General features: G+C 68.0%; 24 protein-coding genes and 2 pseudogenes. 23 read left to right on the top strand and 3 right to left on the bottom strand.

What is annotated here, in order from left to right:
* Window positions 1-18 precede the first annotated feature (18 nt).
* From ACE3Q6_RS06635 to ACE3Q6_RS06595, 9 genes and pseudogenes are all read left to right on the top strand, one after another.
* Window positions 19-597 (top strand): crossover junction endodeoxyribonuclease RuvC, encoded by a 579-nt coding sequence (locus ACE3Q6_RS06635; protein WP_374429933.1) that lies wholly within the window; start codon window positions 19-21, stop codon window positions 595-597.
* Window positions 594-794 carry a hypothetical protein gene (locus ACE3Q6_RS06630; protein ID WP_100929098.1) on the top strand — a complete coding sequence of 67 codons (201 nt, stop codon included), beginning with the start codon at window positions 594-596 and terminating at the stop codon, window positions 792-794. The genes ACE3Q6_RS06635 and ACE3Q6_RS06630 overlap by 4 nt, the downstream gene beginning before the upstream one ends.
* The gene (locus ACE3Q6_RS06625; protein ID WP_374429930.1) at window positions 787-1,164 is read left to right on the top strand and encodes a DUF6362 family protein; all 378 of its coding nucleotides are present in this window, start codon (window positions 787-789) and stop codon (window positions 1,162-1,164) included. Before ACE3Q6_RS06630 ends, ACE3Q6_RS06625 begins: the two co-directional genes overlap by 8 nt.
* A 370-nt stretch (window positions 1,165-1,534) precedes the next feature.
* A complete protein-coding gene (locus ACE3Q6_RS06620; RefSeq protein WP_374429929.1) occupies window positions 1,535-2,023 on the top strand; it encodes a hypothetical protein in 489 nt (162 codons plus the stop codon).
* A 473-nt stretch (window positions 2,024-2,496) separates the two neighbouring features.
* Window positions 2,497-3,873, top strand: coding sequence for a site-specific DNA-methyltransferase (locus tag ACE3Q6_RS06615; RefSeq protein ID WP_374429925.1), 1,377 nt, complete (start codon window positions 2,497-2,499; stop codon window positions 3,871-3,873).
* A pseudogene (locus ACE3Q6_RS06610) lies at window positions 3,797-4,381 on the top strand (DNA cytosine methyltransferase); the annotation flags it as partial. The gene ACE3Q6_RS06615 and the pseudogene ACE3Q6_RS06610, both read left to right, overlap by 77 nt.
* A gap of 244 nt (window positions 4,382-4,625) precedes the next feature.
* A complete protein-coding gene (locus tag ACE3Q6_RS06605; protein ID WP_374430424.1) occupies window positions 4,626-4,985 on the top strand; it encodes a hypothetical protein in 360 nt (119 codons plus the stop codon).
* Window positions 4,982-5,197, top strand: a complete 216-nt coding sequence (locus ACE3Q6_RS06600; RefSeq protein ID WP_062563484.1) for a hypothetical protein — start codon at window positions 4,982-4,984, stop codon at window positions 5,195-5,197. The genes ACE3Q6_RS06605 and ACE3Q6_RS06600 overlap by 4 nt, the downstream gene beginning before the upstream one ends.
* A 44-nt stretch (window positions 5,198-5,241) precedes the next feature.
* Window positions 5,242-5,439: a hypothetical protein gene (locus tag ACE3Q6_RS06595; RefSeq protein ID WP_062563485.1), complete on the top strand. Its 198-nt coding sequence runs from the start codon at window positions 5,242-5,244 to the stop codon at window positions 5,437-5,439.
* A 49-nt stretch (window positions 5,440-5,488) separates the two neighbouring features.
* Here the strand turns inward: ACE3Q6_RS06595 and ACE3Q6_RS06590 are convergent, their stop codons facing one another.
* Window positions 5,489-6,061, bottom strand: a complete 573-nt coding sequence (locus ACE3Q6_RS06590; RefSeq protein WP_062563486.1) for a DUF3489 domain-containing protein — start codon at window positions 6,059-6,061, stop codon at window positions 5,489-5,491.
* 90 nt (window positions 6,062-6,151) lie between these two features.
* Window positions 6,152-6,376: a hypothetical protein gene (locus ACE3Q6_RS06585; RefSeq protein ID WP_062563487.1), complete on the bottom strand. Its 225-nt coding sequence runs from the start codon at window positions 6,374-6,376 to the stop codon at window positions 6,152-6,154.
* 113 nt (window positions 6,377-6,489) lie between these two features.
* On the opposite strand from ACE3Q6_RS06585, the gene ACE3Q6_RS06580 reads away from it, so the two are divergent.
* The 8 genes and pseudogenes from ACE3Q6_RS06580 to ACE3Q6_RS06545 all read left to right on the top strand — a co-directional run bounded on the left by ACE3Q6_RS06580 (window position 6,490) and on the right by ACE3Q6_RS06545 (window position 14,143).
* Entirely contained in the window at window positions 6,490-7,050 is a 561-nt protein-coding gene (locus ACE3Q6_RS06580) for a hypothetical protein (RefSeq protein WP_062563488.1), read from the top strand.
* The gene (locus ACE3Q6_RS06575; protein WP_062563489.1) at window positions 6,998-9,004 is read left to right on the top strand and encodes a phage terminase large subunit family protein; all 2,007 of its coding nucleotides are present in this window, start codon (window positions 6,998-7,000) and stop codon (window positions 9,002-9,004) included. The genes ACE3Q6_RS06580 and ACE3Q6_RS06575 overlap by 53 nt, the downstream gene beginning before the upstream one ends.
* A 2-nt stretch (window positions 9,005-9,006) precedes the next feature.
* Window positions 9,007-9,216 carry a phage head-tail joining protein gene (locus ACE3Q6_RS06570; RefSeq protein WP_062563490.1) on the top strand — a complete coding sequence of 70 codons (210 nt, stop codon included), beginning with the start codon at window positions 9,007-9,009 and terminating at the stop codon, window positions 9,214-9,216.
* The gene (locus ACE3Q6_RS06565; RefSeq protein ID WP_062563491.1) at window positions 9,216-10,727 is read left to right on the top strand and encodes a phage portal protein; all 1,512 of its coding nucleotides are present in this window, start codon (window positions 9,216-9,218) and stop codon (window positions 10,725-10,727) included. The genes ACE3Q6_RS06570 and ACE3Q6_RS06565 overlap by 1 nt, the downstream gene beginning before the upstream one ends.
* A 4-nt stretch (window positions 10,728-10,731) precedes the next feature.
* Window positions 10,732-12,765 (top strand): prohead protease/major capsid protein fusion protein, encoded by a 2,034-nt coding sequence (locus ACE3Q6_RS06560; RefSeq protein ID WP_374429918.1) that lies wholly within the window; start codon window positions 10,732-10,734, stop codon window positions 12,763-12,765.
* A gap of 77 nt (window positions 12,766-12,842) precedes the next feature.
* Window positions 12,843-13,158, top strand: a pseudogene (locus ACE3Q6_RS06555) (DUF2190 family protein).
* Window positions 13,158-13,469, top strand: a complete 312-nt coding sequence (locus ACE3Q6_RS06550) for a hypothetical protein (protein ID WP_062563493.1) — start codon at window positions 13,158-13,160, stop codon at window positions 13,467-13,469. The pseudogene ACE3Q6_RS06555 and the gene ACE3Q6_RS06550 overlap by 1 nt, the downstream one beginning before the upstream one ends.
* Before the next feature lie 5 nt (window positions 13,470-13,474).
* The gene (locus ACE3Q6_RS06545; protein WP_062563494.1) at window positions 13,475-14,143 is read left to right on the top strand and encodes a DUF6441 family protein; all 669 of its coding nucleotides are present in this window, start codon (window positions 13,475-13,477) and stop codon (window positions 14,141-14,143) included.
* Here the strand turns inward: ACE3Q6_RS06545 and ACE3Q6_RS06540 are convergent.
* Complete coding sequence (locus ACE3Q6_RS06540; protein WP_062563781.1) at window positions 14,135-14,878, bottom strand: sulfite exporter TauE/SafE family protein; 744 nt, start codon at window positions 14,876-14,878, stop codon at window positions 14,135-14,137. The two genes, ACE3Q6_RS06545 and ACE3Q6_RS06540, sit on opposite strands and share 9 nt — an antisense overlap.
* A gap of 110 nt (window positions 14,879-14,988) precedes the next feature.
* On the opposite strand from ACE3Q6_RS06540, the gene ACE3Q6_RS06535 reads away from it, so the two are divergent.
* From ACE3Q6_RS06535 to ACE3Q6_RS06510, 6 genes are all read left to right on the top strand, one after another.
* The gene (locus tag ACE3Q6_RS06535; RefSeq protein ID WP_062563495.1) at window positions 14,989-15,408 is read left to right on the top strand and encodes a hypothetical protein; all 420 of its coding nucleotides are present in this window, start codon (window positions 14,989-14,991) and stop codon (window positions 15,406-15,408) included.
* A 25-nt stretch (window positions 15,409-15,433) separates the two neighbouring features.
* Entirely contained in the window at window positions 15,434-16,372 is a 939-nt protein-coding gene (locus ACE3Q6_RS06530) for a phage tail tube protein (protein WP_062563496.1), read from the top strand.
* Between the two features lie 11 nt (window positions 16,373-16,383).
* Window positions 16,384-16,821, top strand: a complete 438-nt coding sequence (locus tag ACE3Q6_RS06525; protein ID WP_062563497.1) for a hypothetical protein — start codon at window positions 16,384-16,386, stop codon at window positions 16,819-16,821.
* A gap of 62 nt (window positions 16,822-16,883) precedes the next feature.
* Window positions 16,884-17,048, top strand: a complete 165-nt coding sequence (locus tag ACE3Q6_RS06520; RefSeq protein ID WP_170848957.1) for a hypothetical protein — start codon at window positions 16,884-16,886, stop codon at window positions 17,046-17,048.
* 27 nt (window positions 17,049-17,075) lie between these two features.
* A complete protein-coding gene (locus ACE3Q6_RS06515) occupies window positions 17,076-19,538 on the top strand; it encodes a phage tail tape measure C-terminal domain-containing protein (protein ID WP_062563498.1) in 2,463 nt (820 codons plus the stop codon).
* Entirely contained in the window at window positions 19,538-20,164 is a 627-nt protein-coding gene (locus tag ACE3Q6_RS06510) for a DUF2460 domain-containing protein (RefSeq protein ID WP_062563499.1), read from the top strand. Before ACE3Q6_RS06515 ends, ACE3Q6_RS06510 begins: the two co-directional genes overlap by 1 nt.
* The last annotated feature ends 9 nt before the right edge of the window (window positions 20,165-20,173 follow it).

The raw sequence follows: 20,173 nt of genomic DNA, 5'->3' as shown, positions 1-20,173 counted from the left end.
GTGACGGATCATACTTATATGACCGTTACGCGCGCGCATGCGCGCGCCTGTGGAGCGGATAAGGAACCATCCGTCACATCCGTCACACCCGTCACCGCTGCCCCCGGTCTTCAAGGCGTTGATGGAGCGGGCCGCTGCATCCTCGCCCTCGACCTCGGCACCTCGACCGGCTGGGCGATCCGTGGCCATGACGGCCTGCTCACCAGCGGCACCGTCTCGCTGCGCCCGGGCCGCTTCGACGGCGGCGGCATGCGCTACCTTCGCTTCACCAACTGGCTGACCGAGATCGACCGGCTGTCGGGGCCGGTCGCCACCATCTGGTTCGAGGAAGTTCGCCGCCACGCAGGCACCGACGCAAGCCATATCTACGGCGGGCTCATGGCCACGCTGACCGCATGGGCCGAACTGCGCGGCGTGCCCTACGAGGGCGTCCCGGTCGGCACGATCAAGCGTCACGCCGCAGGCAAGGGCAACGCCGACAAAGCCACGATGGTCGCCGCCGTCCGCGCCCGCGGCTTCAGCCCGGCCGACGACAACGAGGCCGACGCCATCGCCCTGCTGCTCTGGGCGATCGAGACGAACGGGGGTGTCGCATGAGATGGCATCCCCACGGCTACGGCGGGCGACGCCGGGATCCCGAGCAGGTCAAGCGCGAGGGCTGGCAGGAACAGGGCGTCCTCGCGGTCTCCGCCGATGACGACCGCCTCACCTGGCCCGAGCGTGAACTGGTCCGCCAGCTCGGCGAAAAGCTCTACGGCCCGCGTCCCTCCGACAGGGAGGTGCGCCATGGCTGATCGCGAATGGACCGCCGACTGCGTCGCCGATCATTTCGAGGAGGCGTTCCGCACCCTGCGCAAGCTGCCGCCGGTGAAGGCGCAGGGCTACTTCAACACCTGGCCCGACATCGTGCGGACCAGCCGCGAGATCGCGGCGATGGAGCCGCAGCCGATGCGGGTCTGGCCCTCGGCCGCCGCGATCACCCGGCTCGAGCAGACCTTCGACTGGGTGCTCTGGATCAAGGAGGCGGAGCGCAAGCTGGTCTGGTCGCGCGCGGCCCGTGTGCCGTGGAAGCAGATCAGCGGGGAACTCGGCTGCGACCGCACGACCGCGTGGCGTCGCTGGCAGCTGGCGCTGACCAAGATCGCCTCACGGCTTAATGCCTAGAAAGCACTTGCTTTTCAGATCGCTGAGCTGTTGGCTCGCTCAGCGATCTGATCGGCGCGCGGCTGCGGTTAGAAGTGCGTTAAGCTCTATCTGGCTCAAAAATACGTCGATCCCCACTAGCCTGGTGTGCTCTTCGTTGTTACTTCTGGACGGAGATGAACGCTTGGAGGCAACGATGCCCTCGGTTAAGCCGACAAAATTCTTTAGGGTCCAGACGGTTGGGCGCGATGGTAAGATCGCGGCTTTCGTTACCCGCCACTCTTCTACCGGTGGTGAAGTGGTCACCCTGAAGCGTGACGTTTATCTAGCTGCCAAGAAGGCCGCAGCTGGTGCCATGAAAGCCCGAAAACAACCCGCATGACGCCACGACATGGCCGGTAACCCTGTATTCGATTTGCTTGGAGCGGAGGGAGACGACATCGAAGCCCTCACCGCTTATGCATTGTACAAGCGCCATAAGAGGGCTTGGTCAAAAGACTTCCTTGCTGAACATGGCAACGCGCCGACTCCGGCTGACGATCTGGCGTTCGCGAAGGTCGCAGCGACGTCTGACCAACTGGAACGGTATAGAAAAGATGCGCGGGACATCCTAATAGCATTCGCCAATCAAACAGTCGACGATGCGCGACCCGACATCGAGCGTGAAGCGATTACTGCAAGGGTTGAAAAGGCCGCCGCAGACATTGGCAGTCAGGCATCATTTTGGAAGCAGGTTGGCTTTGGAATAGTAGCTACGGCAATTAACACGTTAATTTTGATTATTCTTGCCGTCGGTATTCGTTTGGCCGGTATCGATGTCCTGGACATGGTAAACAGCCTTGGACAAACCAATACTGAAGTTCTAACAAACGGTGACTAGATCGGAGATACACTGAAGCGTTCTCCACTCTCTTTTCGGTCGCTGCGGCGGCATAAAGTGTTGCAACACTTTTGTTTTCGACAGCTGCAACAGATCCGTGCTATCTCATAGGCATGATGGGGAGGGTGCGTCGCGGAGACGGCTTTCCCCGTTTTCGTTCTCGGAGGCTGCTGAATCCCGGTATCGAACAAGAGTCCAGCCGGGGGCCATCCCGCTAACCCACTGATTTCCGGTTCCTTCCTGGCGGTATTCGTATGCTGGCGGGCGAAGCGCGGGACATCGCCAGCGACAGGGCCGATTTTTTGGGAAGCCACCCGGAAGCCGGAGCCACCCGAGCCCCGCACAAACACCAATGAACGCTGGCCTTCCGACCGGACACCGCTGGTGGCCGCTGGACCCCCCTGTGGAGTCCAGCCCGGCATCCGGAGTCCAGAAGCCACCGGCATCCACCCGACCGAGGAACCTTGCCCACCATGACGCTGAGCTTTGCCCCGGACCGGATCGAGCAATGGCCGCTGGCCAGGCTCCAGCCCTATGCCCGCAACGCCAAGCAGCATGGGCCGGACCAGGTCGCGAAGCTCGCCGCCAGCATGGCCGAGTTCGGATGGACCGTGCCGTGCCTCGTTGGCGAGGACGGGGAGCTGATTGCCGGGCACGGCCGCGTGTTGGCCGCAACCCAGCTCGGGCTGACCGAGGCGCCTGTTATCGTGCTGGGCCACCTGACCGAGGCGCAGCGGCGGGCGTACCGCATCGCGGACAACAAGCTGACCGAGCTCGGCACATGGGACGAGGCGCTGCTGTCGGCCGAACTGAACGATCTGCTGGCCGAGGATTTCGACCTGTCGCTGGTCGGTTTCTCCGACGGCGAGCTCGACAAGCTGCTGGCCTTCGTGCCGGAAGAGGACGGTGAAGACGGTGGCGCCGGGGGCTCCGTGCCGCCGGTGACCATCCCGGAACCACCGCGCAACCCGGCCTCGCGCACCGGCGATCTGTGGATCCTTGGCGACCACCGCCTGCTCTGCGGCGACAGCACCAGTGCGGCCGACGTGCGCCGCCTGATGAATGGCGAGCGCGCAATTCTGTTCGCGACGGACCCGCCGTATCTGGTGGACTACGACGGCTCGAACCATCCGACCCGGAACAAGGACTGGTCAGCGTCTTACGGCACCACGTGGGACGACAGTTCGCAGGGCGCGGAGCTCTACGACGGCTTCATCGCCGCGGCCGTGGCCGAGGCGATCACTGATGACGCGGCCTGGTACTGCTGGCACGCCTCGCGCCGCCAGGCGATGCTGGAGGCTTGCTGGGAAAAGGCCGGCGCTTTCGTCCACCAGCAGATCATCTGGGTGAAGGACCGCGGTGTCCTGACGCGGTCGCATTACCTCTGGAAGCACGAGCCTTGCTTCATGGGATGGCGCCGCCCGAACCGCCCGCCGAAGGTCGCCGAGGAAACGCTGCCCTCGACATGGGCGCTACCGTCCTTCGCCAAGGACGAACGCCCCGATCACCCGACGCCGAAACCCCTCGACGCCTTCGGCATCCCGATGCGCCAGCACGTCGCCCGCGGCGGGCTGTGCTATGAGCCGTTCTCGGGCTCGGGCTCGCAGATCATGGCGGGCGAGGCCAACGGCCGCCGCGTCTTCGCGATGGAAATCAGCCCGGCCTATGTCGATGTCGCCGTGGAGCGCTGGCAGGCCGAGACCGGCCGCGACGCGACCCTAGACGGCGACGGTCGGACCTTCGCGCAGGTGAGAATCGAGCGGCTGGGCGACGATGCCGACGCACGGGCCGATGCGACGGACACGGACGCCGCCCCCGAACCCGCGCGAAAGCGCAAGACCGCCGCGTGACATGCATGACCTGGCTTTACCTTCCTCCGGACGCGCTTCCGGAGCCGGAGACGCATGCCTCTTCGGCCTCTCCCTCTGCTCCGGCGCAGGCGGGCTCGATCTCGGGCTTGTCCTCGCCATCCCCGGATATCGTGCTGTGGGCTATGTCGAACGGGAAACCTTCGCCGCAGCCACTCTCGTGGCGCGGATGGAAGATGCGTCCCTGGATCGCGCGCCTGTCTGGGACGACATTGGCACCTTCGATGGCCGCCCGTGGCGCGGCGCGGTGGACATCGTCACTGCGGGCTATCCGTGCCAGCCGTTCTCCGTCGCGGGCAAGCGCCGGAGTACCGACGACCCGCGCCACCTCTGGCCCCATGTCGCCCGCATCATCGACGAGGTCCGGCCGCCCTTCGTCTTCCTCGAGAATGTCGCCCATCATCTCCGCCTCGGCTTCCCCGAAGTCGCCGCAGGACTGGTCGTCATGGGCTACCGCCTTGCGGCAGGCCTCTTCACGGCGGCGGAAGTCGGCGCGCCCCACAAGCGCGAGCGGCTGTTCATCCTCGCCGTCCGAGAGGGGGACAAGTTGGCCGACCCCGCGCGCCTGCTCTGGGACCCGGTCGAGTGGCGGGAACCGGACGGAGCTGCTGCGGCTCTGGCCGACGCCCCGGGCCAGCGCCAACGAGAACCGGCAGACGAAGCCGACGCCCTCGCAGGAAGCCGGTCAGCACGGGATGAACCTTGCGACGACGGCTGCGATGTGGCCGACGCCGATGGCCAACGACGGCTGCAAGCCGAGCGCGGGCAACCGCCGCTCGGCCGACCTGACCCATTCTGCGGGGATGTGGATGACGCCGACGGCCCGCGATCACAAGGACGGAGCGACGACACTCGCGAACACGCCGGTCAACGGCCTGCTTGGCCGCCAAGTCCTGGTGACGCCGATGGCTGGGAACGATACCTGCGATGTGCGCCGAACCTTGAACCCGCTGTTCGTCGAGGCACTGATGGGCTGGCCCACCGGGTGGACCGGCTTCGCCTCTGTGGAAATGGAGTGGTGCCGCTGGTTGCGGCGCATGCGCTGCGAACTCTGGCAGCTGAATTGCTGGCCGATGATTGAGGGGGCGACATGAAGCAGTCGCGCCTCATGTCGCTGGTCGAATCCGTCGCCAACGTGATCGTCGGCTATGGCGTCGCGGTGGCCACGCAGATCCTGATCTTCCCGGTCTTCGGGCTGCACACGACACTGGCCCAGAACCTGAAGATGGGCGCGGTCTTCACAGTGGTCAGCATCGCGCGGTCCTACGTCCTGCGGCGGCTGTTCGAACGGCTGCGGCGAGCCTGATCCGGCGGCTGGCGGTCCGGCTCCTGCGCTGGTAGCCTTCAGGCATGTCCGAAGGCTGGCAACATATCGAGATCAACGATCATGGGACCATCGTCGTCCTGCGTCCGATTTCGGACGAGGGACGGGACTGGCTTGCGGAGCATGTCGGCGAGCCGGAACCGGGTGGCATCTACACCTGCGAGCCGCGGATGGCGCAGGATATCCTGCAGGCCGCCGCCCGCGATCTGCTGTCGTGGCAATGAAAAACCGCCGCCCGGTCGGGGCGGCGGCGGTAGCAATCTTCTCGCGGCGTCAGGCGGCGGGAAGCCGATAGACCCGCCCGCGCCCCTCGACTTTCTCGGAGGTCACCTCGAGCCCGAGCTTCTTCTTCAGCGCCCCGGCCATCGCGCCGCGCACGGTGTGCGACTGCCAGCTGGTCGCGGCCATGATCTCCTCGATGGTCGCGCCCTTCGGCGCGCGCAGCATGGCGATCAGCGTGGCCTGCTTCGTCCCCTCGCGCGGCGTGCGCGCCTTGGGCGCGGCCTCCGGTTCGGTCGGGGTATTCGGCGAGGGCTCCTCGGAAGGCGCGTCCGTCGCGCCTGCAGGCGCGGTGTTCGCGTCCTCGGGCTCTATCCCGATGGCGGCGAGGCCTGCGTCGGTGGCGACGAGCGTGGTGCCGTGGCCATCGCCGGTTTCGCGCCACATGGGCTCGCCCTTGCGCAGGTCGGCATCGACTTCCTGCAGCAGGCCCTTGGCGAGCATCGCGCCGACCACCTTGGCGGCGGCGCCACCCCGCAGGCTCTCGGGCAGCGGCAGGGCGATGCGGTCCTCGCGCTGTGCGGCGGCACTGAGAATGATTGCTTGAGTGTCGGAAAGCTTGGTCATCGTCGTCTCCCGTATCGGGGCGCGCGGAATGCGGGCCCTTCTACGAGGTCGAGCCCGCCAGTCGGCGGGCGGGACCGGGAGCGGGTCGTCTCACTCGGCGTGTTCGCCTTCGTGGAAGGCCATGTCGGTGATCTCGCGCAGCTTGGCGCGGTAGTGGTTCAGGGTGCCGACGTGGCCCCAGTTGATCTCGTCGGGGTGGGTCTCGAAGTGGTCGGCGCTGAGGGCGGCGAGGCGTTCCAGCATCGCGTCGATCTCGGTCTTGGCGGCGATGAAGGCGTCGAGGGCTTTCGTGTTGTCGGTCGCGCGGCGGGTCATCGTGGTGGCTCCTTGGGTCGAGTTGCATCGCTTCGTTGGAGTGACGTTCGCTCTGTCCGCCGCGCTTATCAACGCGATAAGCGCATGAATCTGAATGATAATCGGAGCCGTCGATGCAGGGCATGAGCGAGCGCCAGTACGCCGCGCACGTCGGGCTGTCGCGGGGCGCGATCCAGAAGGCGAAGACCGCCGAACGGCTGGTCCTCTATCCCGACGGCAGCATCAACGCGGCCGAAAGTGATGTGCGGCGGGCGGAAACCACCGACCCATCGAAGACGCGCAAGCCGCCCGCGCCGAAGCTGAAGCCCGTCCCCGAGGCGGCGGTGGCCGCCGTCGGTGACACGCTCCGCGAACAGGGTCTGGCGGTGCCGGCGGTCGGCGGCGGCACGACCTTCCTGCAGGCGAAGACCGCGAACGAGGTGCTGAAGGCGCAGGAGCGGCGCATCCGGCTCCAGAAGCTGAAGGGGGAATTGATCGAGCGTGCCCGGGCGCTGTCTCTGGTGTTTCGCCTGGCGCGGGAGGTGCGGGATGCGTGGGTGAACTGGCCCTCTCGGTCGTCGGCACTCATGGCGGCGGAATTGGGCGTGGAACCGGCCGCGATGCAGAAGGCCTTGGAAAAACATGTACGCGCCCACCTCGACGAACTTGCCGAGGTCCGGCCCGACTTCCGGTGAAACTGGCGACGACCTGACCGACTTCGACGGCGAGGCAGAAATCCTGCGCACCTGGGGCGCGGGGCTGTCGCCCGATCCTGATCTCACAGTGTCACAATGGGCGGACCAGCACCGGATGCTCTCGGGCCGCGCCTCGGCCGAACCGGGGCGCTACCGTACGGCGCGCACGCCCTACATGCGCGAGATCATGGACCGGCTGTCGCCCGGCGATCCCACCCAACGGATCGTGTTCATGAAGGCGGCACAGGTCGGCGCGACCGAGGCGGGCAACAACTGGATCGGGTTCGCCATCCACCAGGCGCCGGGGCCGATGCTGGCGGTCCAGCCCACCGTAGAACTTGCCAAGCGCAACTCGCGCCAGCGGATCGACCCACTGATCGACGAGAGCCCGGAACTGCGCGAGCGGGTGAAGCCCGCGCGATCCCGCGACGCGGGCAACACCATGCTGTCGAAGGAATTCGCGGGCGGCATCCTGATCATGACCGGGGCAAACTCGGCCGTGGGTCTGCGCTCGACCCCGGCGCGTTATATCTTCCTCGACGAGGTCGATGCCTATCCCGCCTCGGCCGACGAGGAAGGCGATCCCGTCACGCTGGCCGAGGCGCGGTCGCTGACCTTCGCCCACCGGCGCAAGGTGCTGCTGGTCTCGACGCCGACGATCCGGGGTCTGAGCCGGATCGAGCGGGAGTATGAGGCGAGCGACCAGCGGCGGTTCTTTGTGCCGTGCCCGCATTGCGGCGCGATGCAATTTCTGAAGTTCGACCGGCTGCGCTGGCAGAAGGGCCGCCCGGAGACAGCGGAGTATCACTGCGAGGGCTGCGACGCGGCAATCGCGGAGCACCACAAGACGGCGATGCTGGAGGGCGGCGAATGGCGGGCAACCGCCACGGCCGCCGATCCGACCACGGTCGGGTATCACCTCTCGGCGCTCTATTCGCCGATCGGCTGGCTGAGCTGGGAGCGGATCGTGCGGGCATGGGACGCGGCCCAAGGGTCGGACGAGGCGATCAAGGCGTTCCGCAACACGATCCTCGGCGAAACATGGGTCGAGACCGGGGAAGCGCCCGACTGGCAGCGGCTCTACGACCGGCGCGAGCATTGGAAATCCGGCACGGTGCCTGCGGGCGGGCTGTTCCTGACCGCCGGGGCCGACGTCCAGAAGGACCGGATCGAGGTCGATGTCTGGGCCTGGGGGCGCGGGCTTGAGTCCTGGCTCGTCGATCACGTCGTGATCGAGGGCGGGCCGGATCGGCGCGACGCATGGTCCGAGCTGACGGCGCTGCTGGATCGAAGCTGGCCGCACGAGCGCGGCGCGCATCTGCGCATCGCTCGGATGGCCATCGACACCGGCTACGAGGCCCCGGCGGTCTATTCCTGGTCGCGGGCGCAGGGGTTTGGGCAGGTGTCGCCGGTCAAGGGCGTCGAGGGGTTCAACCGCTCCAGCCCGGTGTCGGGGCCGACCTTCGTCGACGCGACCGAGGGCGGTAAACGCCTGCGGCGCGGCGCGCGGCTCTGGACCGTGGCGGTGTCGACCTTCAAGGCCGAGACCTATCGCTTCCTGCGGCTGGCGCGCCCGACCGAGGAGGAGATGGCCGACGGGGCGGCGTTTCCGCCCGGATCGGTCCACCTGCCGCACTGGGTCGAGAACGAATGGCTGAAGCAGTTCGTGGCCGAGCAGCTGGTGACGGTGCGCACGAAACGTGGCTTCGCCCGGCTGGAATGGCAGAAGCTGCGCGAGCGGAACGAAGCGCTGGATTGCCGGGTCTATGCCCGCGCCGCTGCCTGGATCGCGGGCGCGGATCGCTGGCCCAACGAGAAATGGCGTGACCTCGAGGATCAGCTCGGGGCCGCCCCCACCGACACCGATCCCGCCGGACAGATCAACCGGCCGGGACAGGCCCCGCAGGGCAAGCGCCGCTCCGACTGGCTCGGGCGGCGTGGAGGATGGTTTTGAACATGACGGACTGGACGGAAACCGAGCTCTCGGCGCTGCGCCGGGCCTATGCCAGCGGTACGACGCGGGTCAGCTATGACGGCAAGTCGGTCGACTACGGCTCGGCCGAGGATCTGCTGGCGCGCATCCGCACCATCGAGCGCGCCATCGCGGGAAAGACACGGCCGCTGCCGGTGGCCGGGCTGGCTGGCTTCAGCCGCGGAGATCGCTGATGTCGGCGACCTGGTTCGATCACGCCATCGCCACGGTGGCGCCGCGCATGGCCGCCCGCCGCGTCATGGCGCGTCAGGCGTTCGAGACCCTGACGCGGGGCTATGACGGGGCCGCGCGTGGGCGGAGGACCGAGGGCTGGCGCGCGCCGGGATCCTCCGCCGACACCGAGATCGGCGTCGCCGGAGCCCTGTTGCGCGATCGGATGCGCGACCTGGTGCGCAACAACCCGCACGCGGCCAAGGCCGTCGCGGTGCTGGTCAACAACATCATCGGCTCGGGGCTAATGCCCCGCGCCGCCAGTGGCGACGACACGCTGGACCGGAAGGTCGACGCGCTCTTCGAGCGCTGGACGGCGGAGTGCGATGCCGACGGCCAGCTGGACTTCTACGGCCTGCAGACGCTGATCTGCCGCGAGATGGTCGAGGCGGGTGAGGTCCTGGTACGCCGCCGGTTGCGGCGGGCAAGCGATGGCCTGCCGGTGCCGCTGCAATTGCAGGTGCTGGAAGCGGACTTCCTCGACGCCTCGAAATCCGGCGCCTTGGGCGCGGGACGCTTAGTCCAGGGGATCGAGTTCGACCCGGTCGGCAAGCGCCGGGCCTATTGGCTGCACGCCGAGCATCCGGGCGACGCCTATGGCGCCTTGCAGAACGGCCTGCAGAGCCGCCCGGTCCCCGCGACCGAGATCGCGCACATCTACGAGAAGCAGCGCACGCAGGCGCGCGGCGTTCCCTGGGGCGCGCCGGTGATCCGGTCGTTGCGTGATCTCGACGATTACGAGGTGGCCGAACTGGTCCGCAAGAAGACCGAGGCCTGCGTCACCGCCATCGTCTTCGGCGACGACGAGGCGCAGCAGGGCATCGCGCCCTCTGTGGTCGACGCCGATGGCAACCGGGTCGAGCAGTTCGAGCCAGGGCTCATCGCCTATGCCCGCGGCGGCAAGGACATCCGGTTCAACCAGCCCTCTGCCACCGGCGGCTACGGCGAATACAAGCGCGCGAGCCTGCACACGATCTCGGCCGGGTTCCGCGTGCCCTACGAGCTGCTGACCGGTGACCTCAGCCAGGTCAACTACTCCTCGATCCGGGCGGGGCTCGTCGAGTTCCGCCGCATGATCGACGCCGTGCAGTGGCAGCTATTCATCCCGATGCTATGCGCGCCGGTGTGGCGCTGGTTCACGGAAGCCGCATGGGCAGCAGGGCAGATCCCGACACCGGACGTGCCGGTGGAATGGTCGCCGCCGAAGTTCGATGCCGTCGATCCCTACAAGGATGCGATGGCCGACCTGCTGGCAATCCGGACAGGCACGATGACGCTCGCGCAAGCCATTGCCCGGCAGGGCCACAACCCGGACGCGGTGCTGGCAGAAATCGCTGCCACCAACGCCAAGCTCGATGGCCTCGGCCTCGTGCTCGACAGCGATCCGCGCCGCGTCACCAAGACCGGCAGCGTGCAGGCGGGTGACCCGACCAGTGACCCGGCCGCCCCCGCATCCGAAACAGAGAAGGAATAGGGCCATGCCCGACACGATGATGGCGGCCCCGGTCGCCTTGCCGATGCAGCTGCGGCGCGCACCGATCCTGCCCGCAACCGTCAATTCCGAGGCGCGCTCCGTCGACGTCGTCTTCACCTCCGGCGCGGCTGTCCGGCGGCGGCGCTGGACCGGCTGGGACACCTCCGTGCCCTTCGACGAGATCCTCGAGGTCAGCGACCGCGCGGTGGATCTGACGCGCCTCAATGCCGGGGCCCCTGCGCTCGACAGCCATTCGGTCTGGTCCTCGCATTCGCAGGTGGGCGTGGTCGAACGCGCCTGGATCGAGGGCAAGGAGGGCAAGGCCACCATCCGTTTCCCGCGCGAGGGCCTGGACCAGGCCGCCGACCGCATGTTCGGCCTGATCAGCGACGGGATCATCCGGAACGTCTCGGTCGGCTATTCCATCGAGCGTGTGAAAGTGGTCGAGCCCGCCGCCAAGGGCGAGGTCGAGCAGCGCATTGTCGAACGCTGGACGCCGCTCGAGGTCAGCTTCGTGACCGTTCCCGCCGATCCCCGCGCGCAGGTCCGCGCCGCCGATCAGGCCAGCTATCCCGTCGAGATCGTCGACACCCGCATGCAAAAGGAGGCATCCATGCCTGAGAACACGACCATCGTGGCCGGGGATGTCCCCGCCTTGACCGATACCCGCCAGCCGCCCGTCGCGGCCCCGGCGCAGGCCGAACAGGCCGCTGCGCGCATGCCGGAACCGGCACCCGCGCCCGACAGCGAGGCCATCGCAACCCGCGCCCGCGAGGCCGAGCGCGACCGCGTCTCCACCATCTACGATCTGGCGGGCCGCCTGAACCTCGAGCGCGGCTTTGCCGAGGATCTGGTCAAGCGCGGTGTCACCGTCGATGAATCCCGCCGTCTGATCCTCGACCAGGTTGCCGCGAAGTCGGAAGAAACCCGCACCTTCCCGCATGTCTCGATCCCGCTCGGCGGCCGGGATGAACGCGTGACCCGCCGCGACGCCGTGGCCAATGCGCTGCTGCACCGCTACAGCCCGACGCTGTTCCAGCTGGACGACTCTGCCCGCCAGTACCGCGGCATGACGCTCTTGGAACTGGCCCGCGAAAGCCTCGGCAATGCGGGGGTCAACACGCGGGGTCTCTCGCGTGACGAGGTGGCGACGCGGGCCCTGCACTCGACCTCGGACTTCCCCGAAATCCTGTCGGCCGTCACCAACAAGACGCTGCGCCAGGCCTATGACGCCTATCCCCGCACCTTCGCGCTCTTCTGCCGCCAGGTGCTGGCCACCGACTTCAAGTCGATGCACCGCGTCCAGCTGGGCGAGGCACCCCAGCTTCTGGAAGTGGGCGAAAGCGGCGAGTTCAAGCGCGGCACCCTCGGCGAGAGCAAGGAGAGCTACCGCGTGAAGACCTATGGCCGGGTCGTCGCGATCACCCGGCAGGTGCTGATCAACGACGATCTCGACGCATTCACCCGGATCCCGGCGATGTATGGCAACTCCATCGCCCAGATGGAAAGCGATGTCGTCTGGGGCATCATCACCGCGAACCCGGCGATGGCCGACGGCAATGCGCTGTTCCACACCACGCACAAGAACCTCGCTGCAGCGGGCGCCGCGCTGGATGTGGCGAGTGTCGGCGCGGCCCGGGCCGCGATGGCGCTGCAGACCGGCCTCGACAAGAAGACGGTGCTGAACATCCGGCCCGCCTTCCTGATCGTGCCCGCGGCGCTGGAACTGAAGGCCGAGCAGCTGGTCGCCCAGAACCTCGTCCCCGCCGACAGCGCCAAGGTCGTGCCGCAGTCGATCCGGACGCTGTCCCCGATCAGCGAGCCGCGCCTCGACGCCGCCAGCGCCACCTCCTGGTATCTGGCGGCCTCGCCCAACCAGATCGACACCATCGAATACGCCTATCTGGAAGGCCAGCAGGGCGCCTACATCGAGACCCGCAACGGCTTCGACGTCGACGGCGTCGAGATCAAGTGCCGCCTCGATTTCGGCGCCAAGGCCATCGACTGGCGCGGCCTCTACAAGAACCCCGGCGCATAACCGCCACCCCATGCTGAACCCTGACATGCGGGCGGTCCAATCGGGCCGCCCTTCGTCATTCCACAAGGATCCTCCCCATGAAAACCTACGTCCAGCCCGGCAACACCATCACCCTGACCGCGCCCTACGCCGTCGCCGCGGGCGATGGCCTGCTCGTCGGCTCCATCTTCGGCGTGGCCTCCGGCACCGCCGCCATTGGCGAAAGTGTCGAGGCCGCGCTTGTCGGCGTCTACGCAGGCGTGGGCCGTCGGCGAGCGCATCTATTGGGACAACACCGCCCGCCAGACCACCAAGGTCACCACCTCGAACACCCTGATCGGCGTGGCGACCGAAGTGGTGGCGGGCGGCGCGGGTGATGTAGTCGGCCGGGTGCGGCTGAACGGGGCGTTCTGATGAGCGCCTTCGCCGCTGCCGTCGGCGTACTCTTCGCCGATCCGAACGTCGGCCGGGATGCGGTCTACATCGCCGATGGCGGCGCGCCGGTCCTGGTGCGCGTCGTGGCGCGGCGCGCCGATGCGTCGACCTCCTTCGGCGACGCGCGGCTCTGGTCGGAGACTACGCGCGTCGATCTGCGCGTGGCCGAGGTGCCAGCGCCGCGGCCCGGCGACCGCATCGAGATCGACGGCGACGCCTTCCTCATCCAAGGCGAGCCCGTCCGTGATCGTGAACGGCTGGTCTGGACCATCGACCTGCGCCCGGCATGACCGCGATGAAGCTGAAGCTCGACATCGATCCCGACATCGTCGCGATGATGGCGGCTGAGGTTTCGGCGGGCGAGCGCGCCGTGTCGGCCGCGATCCGCGAGGCCGGGACCGGGCTGAAGGCCGCCTGGCGGCTGCAGATCACTGGTGCGGGGCTTGGGGCCCGGCTCGCCCGCACCATCCGGTCGGAGCAGTTCCCCAAGGTCACGCCCAGCCTCAACGCGGCAGCCGTGGTCTGGTCCAACGCCCCGGTCATCGTCGGCGCGCACGACACCGGCCCGCTGATCCGCTCGAAAAATGGCTTTTGGCTGGCGATCCCCACGCCCGCCGCAGGCAAGTCCTTGCGTGGCGGTCGGAACACGCCCGGCGAATGGGAACGGCGCACTGGCCTGCGCCTGCGCTTCATCTATCGCCGCAGGGGGCCGAGCCTGCTGGTGGCCGAGGGGCGGCTGAACACCAAGGGCCGCGCCGTCGCGTCACGGTCAAGGACCGGCCGGGGCCTCGTGACAGCACCGATCTTCCTGCTGGTGCCGCAGGTCAAGCTGCCGAAGCGGCTGGATCTGGCGCGGGACGCGGCGCGGGCGCATCATGCGGTGCCGGGGTTGATCGTCGCGAACTGGGTGGAGGGAACGTCTTGTGACGAAGTAAACCCGCTCAGGGACGCAGGACTACAATAGCAACTTGACCCCCGATGCCAGCAGCAGCGCGGCCAGGATGCCTCGCAGCCAGCGGTCCGAGAGGTATCGGCTTCCGACGAACGCGCCAACTGTGCCCCCAACCGCGACTGCCGCAAGCCACAAGGGCAGCGATGCGGGGATCTGATCCCAATAGGCGTAGGCACCGATCAGGGCGGCCGCAGAATTCATCAGATTGTAGAGCGCTGTCGTTGCGGCCGTCTGATGCGCCGTGCCCCATCTCATCGCAAAAATGACTGGCGCGAGAAAAACACCGCCACCGGTCCCTGTCGTTCCCGATACGAAGCCTATCAGCGCCCCTGTCGCCAGAGCAGCCAGGAATGGCGGCGTCCTGGGAGGTGCGACGTTTCCTGCGGATCTTTTCATCACTGATCGTGCCATCTGCAACGCGGAAAGCACCAGGATCGCACCGACGATAGGGTAGTACACCCCTTCCGCCAACTGGATCGACCCACCAAGCATCGAGAACGGGAAGCCCAGAACGGCAAATGGATAGATGTGGCGCCATGACAATCGGCCGGACTTCATGAACCACGCCGTGCCGATTGCGGCCACCATGAGATTCAGGGCGAGCGCGGTCGTTTTCATGGCCAACGGCGCGACTCCGAATAGTGCCATGATCGCGATATAGCCGGACGCTCCTGCCTGTCCTACGGCGGCGTAGATCACGGCAATTACGAGAAAGACGCCGGCAAGCCAGAATACTTCGGTGTCCAATACTCTCTGCGCCTCCACGGCAAAGCATGACTCGGCCACGGCCGCACGTGCCCGAAAATCGGACGAAGGTTCGTGCGCCTTCCGATCAACTATCGCAATTGGCTCGAGCAATGCCCACCCCCCGCGAAACCATCCTCGCCGCGCTGCACGCGCGGCTTTCGACGTTGCCCGCCGCCGCCCTGCGCGGTGACGTGCTGCCAGAGCGCGTGCCAACCGCAGGCCTCCTGATCCTGCGCGACGGCGAGCCGGGGGAACCCGAGGTGACGCTGTCGCCGCTGCGCTACCACTATCAGCACCGCGCCGAGATCGAGGCGGTCGTGCAAGGTGCCACCCGTGACGCTACCTTCGACATCCTCTGCGCCAGCATCGGCGCGGCGATTGCAGCCGACCGCACGCTGGGAGGCCTCTGCGATTGGGTCGAGGCAGAAGCGCCGCGTCCGGTCGATCTGCCGGTCGAGGGTGCCGCCAGCCTGAAGGCAGCGGTGATCCCGGTCATCCTGCACTATTCCACGGCCGATTCGCTGGCCTGACCCCGAATAACGAAAGGAGACTACGATGGCACGAGCCCATGGGGCGCGGGCGCAGATGGCGCTTGCGTTCGAATCTGTCTATGGCACCGCGCCCGCTTCGGGCTACCGCACGGTGCCCTTCGCCAGCACCACGCTTGGGTCCGAACAGCCGCTGATCGCCTCGGAACTGCTGGGCCAGGGGCGCGATCCGCTGGCCCCGATCAAGGATGCGGTCACCGCCGATGGGGATGTGGTGGTGCCGATCGACGTCGAGAACTTCGGCCTCTGGCTTAAGGCGGCCTTCGGACAGCCGACGACCACCGGCACGACGCCCAAGACCCACACCTTCCAGTCTGGCAACTGGACGCTGCCGTCGATGGCCATCGAGACAGCGATGCCCGAAGTGCCGCGTTACGCGATGTACACCGGCTGTGTCTGCGATCAGCTGTCCTGGCAGATGGCGCGGTCGGGGCTGTTGACCGCCACGGCCCGGCTGGTGGCGCAAGGTGAAAGCGTCGCGGCGGCCACGGCCGCAGGCACGCCCACCTCGCTGGCGCTGCAGCGGTTCGGGCATTTCAACGGGGCGATCACCCGCAATGGATCGCCGCTCGGCAATGTCATCTCGGCCGAGGTGACCTATTCCAATGGCCTCGACCGCATCGAGACCATCCGCTCGGACGGGCGCATCGAGGGGGCCGACCCCGGCATGGCCGCGCTGACGGGCCGGGTGGAAGTGCGCTTTGCCGACACCACGCTGATCACGCAGGCCATCGACGGCACGCCGTGCGAGTTGGTCTTCGCCTGGAGCCTCGGGGCCAACGCCAGCTTCACCTTCACGGCGCATGCCGTCTACCTGCCGCGGCCGCGCATCGAGATCCCGGGCCCGCAGGGCATCCAGGCAACCTTCGACTGGCAGGCGGCCCGCGCCACCAGTCCCGCCCGGATGTGCACCGCCGTCCTCGTCAACACCGTCGCAACCTATTGAGAAGGCACGCCATGCTGACCCTCGACCTCACGAACGCGCCGCAGTGGTGTGACCTCATTCCCGGCGTGCGTGTGAAGCTCCGCCCGCTGACCACGGCCCTGATGGTCTCGGCGCGGGGCGATCCCGCGATTGCCGACCTGCCTGAGGGCGCTGCGACCGAGGAAGCCGCGCTCGCCATGGCCAAGGCGCTGGCCCGGCGCGCGATCCTCGCATGGGAGGGGATCGGCGATGCCGATGGCAGTCCCATCGATCCGGGCCCCGAGGCCATCGACGCGCTCCTCGACCTCTGGCCTGCCTTCGAGGCGTTCCAGACAACTTACGTCGCCAAGGCCCTCCTGCTGGACGCGGAAAAAAACGCCTCTGCGCCCTTGCCGACTGGTCCTTCGGCGGGGGCGAAGGCTACTGCGCGGCCTGTGCTGGACCCTGTCCCGACTGCCCCGCACGGCTGAACCGGCCGCTAACGCTCGAAGGCGCGCAGGTCTGGGACCTGGCGCAGCGCCTTGGCGGCCAGATGCGCGTCATCCCCGGCGCTGTGATCGGTTGGGACATGGGTGCGGCGCTGGCCCTGGGCGCGGCCCTCGGCATTTCCCCGCCTGCCATCGCCGAACTGCTGCCCGCCTTCGAGGCGGTGATGGTCCGCCGCGTCAACGAACAGATCGCGGCCAGCCGCGACTGACCCTATCCCAACCGGAGCCCCGATCCCATGGCCGAGAAACGCGTCTCCGTCCGGCTCGCCGCCGTTGGCGGTCGCCAGGTGCGCGCCGAGCTGGAAGGTGTCGGTGAGGCCGGGGCCCGTGGCTTCGGCCGCCTGTCACGCGAGATGGAACTGGCGAACACCCGACTTGCGGCCTTCGCGCGTCGCGCGGGCCTCGCACTCGGGGCCGCCGCTGCCGCCGCCACGGCCTCGCTCGGGCTGATCGTCCGGTCGACGGCCGAGAGCGCCGCGCAAGTCCGACAGTTCGCGCAGGTCGCCAACACGACGCCCGAGGCCCTGCAGCGCTGGTCGGCCGGGGCGCGGACGGTGGGTATCGAGCAGGAGAAGCTGGCCGACATCCTGAAGGACGTGAACGACCGGGTCGGGGATTTCCTGCAGACCGGCGGCGGGCCGATGGCGGATTTCTTCGAGAATGTCGCGCCGCGCGTGGGCGTCACGGCTGACCAGTTCGCGAGGCTTTCCGGTCCCGAGGCGCTGCAACTCTACGTCGACACGCTGGAACGCGCGGGACTCAGCCAGCAGGAGATGACCTTCTATCTCGAGGCCATGGCCTCGGACGCCACGCGGCTGATCCCCCTCCTGCGCAATGGTGGGGCGGAGATGACGCGGCTTGGCGACCAAGCCTCCGACCTTGGGGCGGTTCTGGACAGCGATGCGCTGGAAGCCCTGCGCCGCACGCAGCTGGCGCTGGGCACCGTATCGCTGGTCTTCGACGGGTTGCGCAACCGCATCGCCGTCGCCGTGGCCCCGACCATCGAGGCGCTCGCCAATGCCTTCGTTGCGCTGGCCTCGGACGGCGGCATCCTGCGCTCGGCCATCGACGGGCTGATCGGCAATCTCGGGCGTCTCGCCTCTTATGCCGCGACTTTCGCCGCCGTCATGGCCGGGCGCTGGGTGGCGGGCTTGGCCGCCGCCGCCCTCTCCGTACGCGGGCTCGCAACGGCGCTCGTGTTCCTGCGCGGTGCCCTCATCCGCACCGGCATCGGGGCGTTGATCGTCGGCGCGGGCGAGCTGGTCTACCAGTTCTCGCAGCTTGTCACCCGTGTCGGCGGCGTGGGCGAGGCCTTCCGCCTGCTCGGCGATCTGGCCCGCGAGGTCTGGTCCCGTATCGGGCTGTCGCTGGACGCTGCCCTCGCGCGGATGGCGGCCGGGTGGGAGGGGCTGAAGGCGGCCGGTCTCTCGGCCCTCGAGGGCACCATCGCAGGCGTCGTCAGCTTCGGCGACCGGACGGCCGCGATCTTCCAAGGGGCCTATGATGCGGCCGTGGCGATCTGGGGCAGCCTGCCCGGTGCCATCGGCGATTTCGCCTTCCAGGCCGCAAACGGGCTGATCTCGGGCGTCGAGGCGATGCTGAACGGCGTCGTCACGCGCATCAACAGCTTCATCGAGACCCTGAATGCCGCGCTGGCCCTCCTGCCGGAATGGGCCACTGGCGAAGGTGGGGTGCGGATTGGAACGCTCGATCCGGTGGAACTCGGCCGCATCGGCAATCCGTTCGAGGGCGCCGCGACCGCAGCCGGTGCCGCGGCCGCGGATGCCTTCTCGGCTGCGCTGGCACGCACCTATCTGGAACCGCCCGATCTTGGCCTCGGCGCGATGGCCGAGGATGCCCTCGCTCGGGCCGATGGGTTCCGCGAAGCGGCAGGCATGCTCGCCGATGCTGCCGGTCGGCCGCTGGCCAGCTGGCAGGCGTTGAAGGATGCCGTGACCGGCACAGGGAAGGAAGCCGAGGCCGCACTCGCCGATGCGGCCGCGTCGGCCGATGCTCTCACGGCCGGGCTGAATGACACGGCCACCGCCGCCGATAGCGCGGGCGGTGCCGCGCACGACGCTGGGGCCGCTGCAGCCGAAGGCGCGGACACCGCCCTGATCGGCTGGCAGGCCGTCACCGCGGCGCTCGCCGACTACGCCGCGAAGGCTCGCAACATTGGCGGCGATATCGGCAGCGCGCTGGTCGGGGCGTTTCAGAGCGCCGAGAACGCCATCGGCGACTTCGTGAAGACCGGCAAACTCGACTTCCGAGATCTGGTCACATCGATGATCGCCGATCTCGCCAAGCTCGCCGCCCGGCGTTTCATCCTTGGCCCCATCGCCAACGCCCTTTCCGGCGCGCTGGGCGGGGCAGGCGGGATTTTCGCAAACATCCTGCATGCAGGCGGGATGGTCGGCGGCCCGAGCCCCGGCCGGATGGTCCCGGCCCTGGCATTCGCGGGCGCGTCTCGGATGCACACCGGCGGTTGGGCCGGACTGCGCCCCGATGAAGTGCCCGCGATCCTGCAACGCGGGGAGCGGGTTCTCTCCCGGCGCGAAGCAGCAAGCTACGGCCAGGCGGGCGCGCCCACCGTCAACGTCACGATCAACGCCCGCGACGCCGAGAGTTTCCGCCAGTCCCGGACGCAGGTCGCCAGCGACATCGCCCGAGCCGTGTCCCTCGGGCAGAGGGGGATGTGATGGCCTTCCACGAGGTCCGGTTTCCGGACAACATCAGCCGCGGCGCACGCGGTGGCCCCGAGCGGCGCACCCAGATCGTCGAGCTCGCCTCGGGCGCCGAGGAACGCAACGCCAGCTGGGCCAACAGCCGCCGCCGCTATGACGTCGCCTATGGCATTCGCCGCGCTGATGATCTGGCGGCGGTCGTCGCCTTCTTCGAGGCCCGCAACGGCCGCCTGCACGGCTTCCGCTTCAAGGACTGGGCCGATTTCAAGTCCTGCCTGCCGTCGCAGACGCCGGGGCCGACCAACCAGCCGATTGGCACCGGCAACGGATCGGCCACCCTGTTTCAACTGACCAAGCGCTACACTTCCGGCGCGCAGTCCTGGACGCGCTCGATCACCAAGCCGGTGGCCGGGACCGTCACCCTAGCCCTGAACGGCACGCCGCAGGCCTCCGGCTGGTCGGTTTCCACTGCGACGGGCCTCGTCACCTTCACCACCGCCCCGGCCGCAGGCGTCGCGATCACCGCAGGTTTCGAATTCGACGTCCCCGTCCGCTTCGACACTGACGCCCTCGACGTCACGCTCGATCTCGAACGTCTCGGATCGATCACCACGATCCCCCTCATCGAACTCCGCCTCTGAAGGACCGAT

The organism is Tabrizicola sp. (genome assembly GCF_041913445.1).
Lineage (GTDB): Bacteria > Pseudomonadota > Alphaproteobacteria > Rhodobacterales > Rhodobacteraceae > Tabrizicola.
The sequence above is the reverse complement of the archived record's forward strand: the minus strand, read 5'-3'. Positions and strand labels throughout refer to the sequence as shown.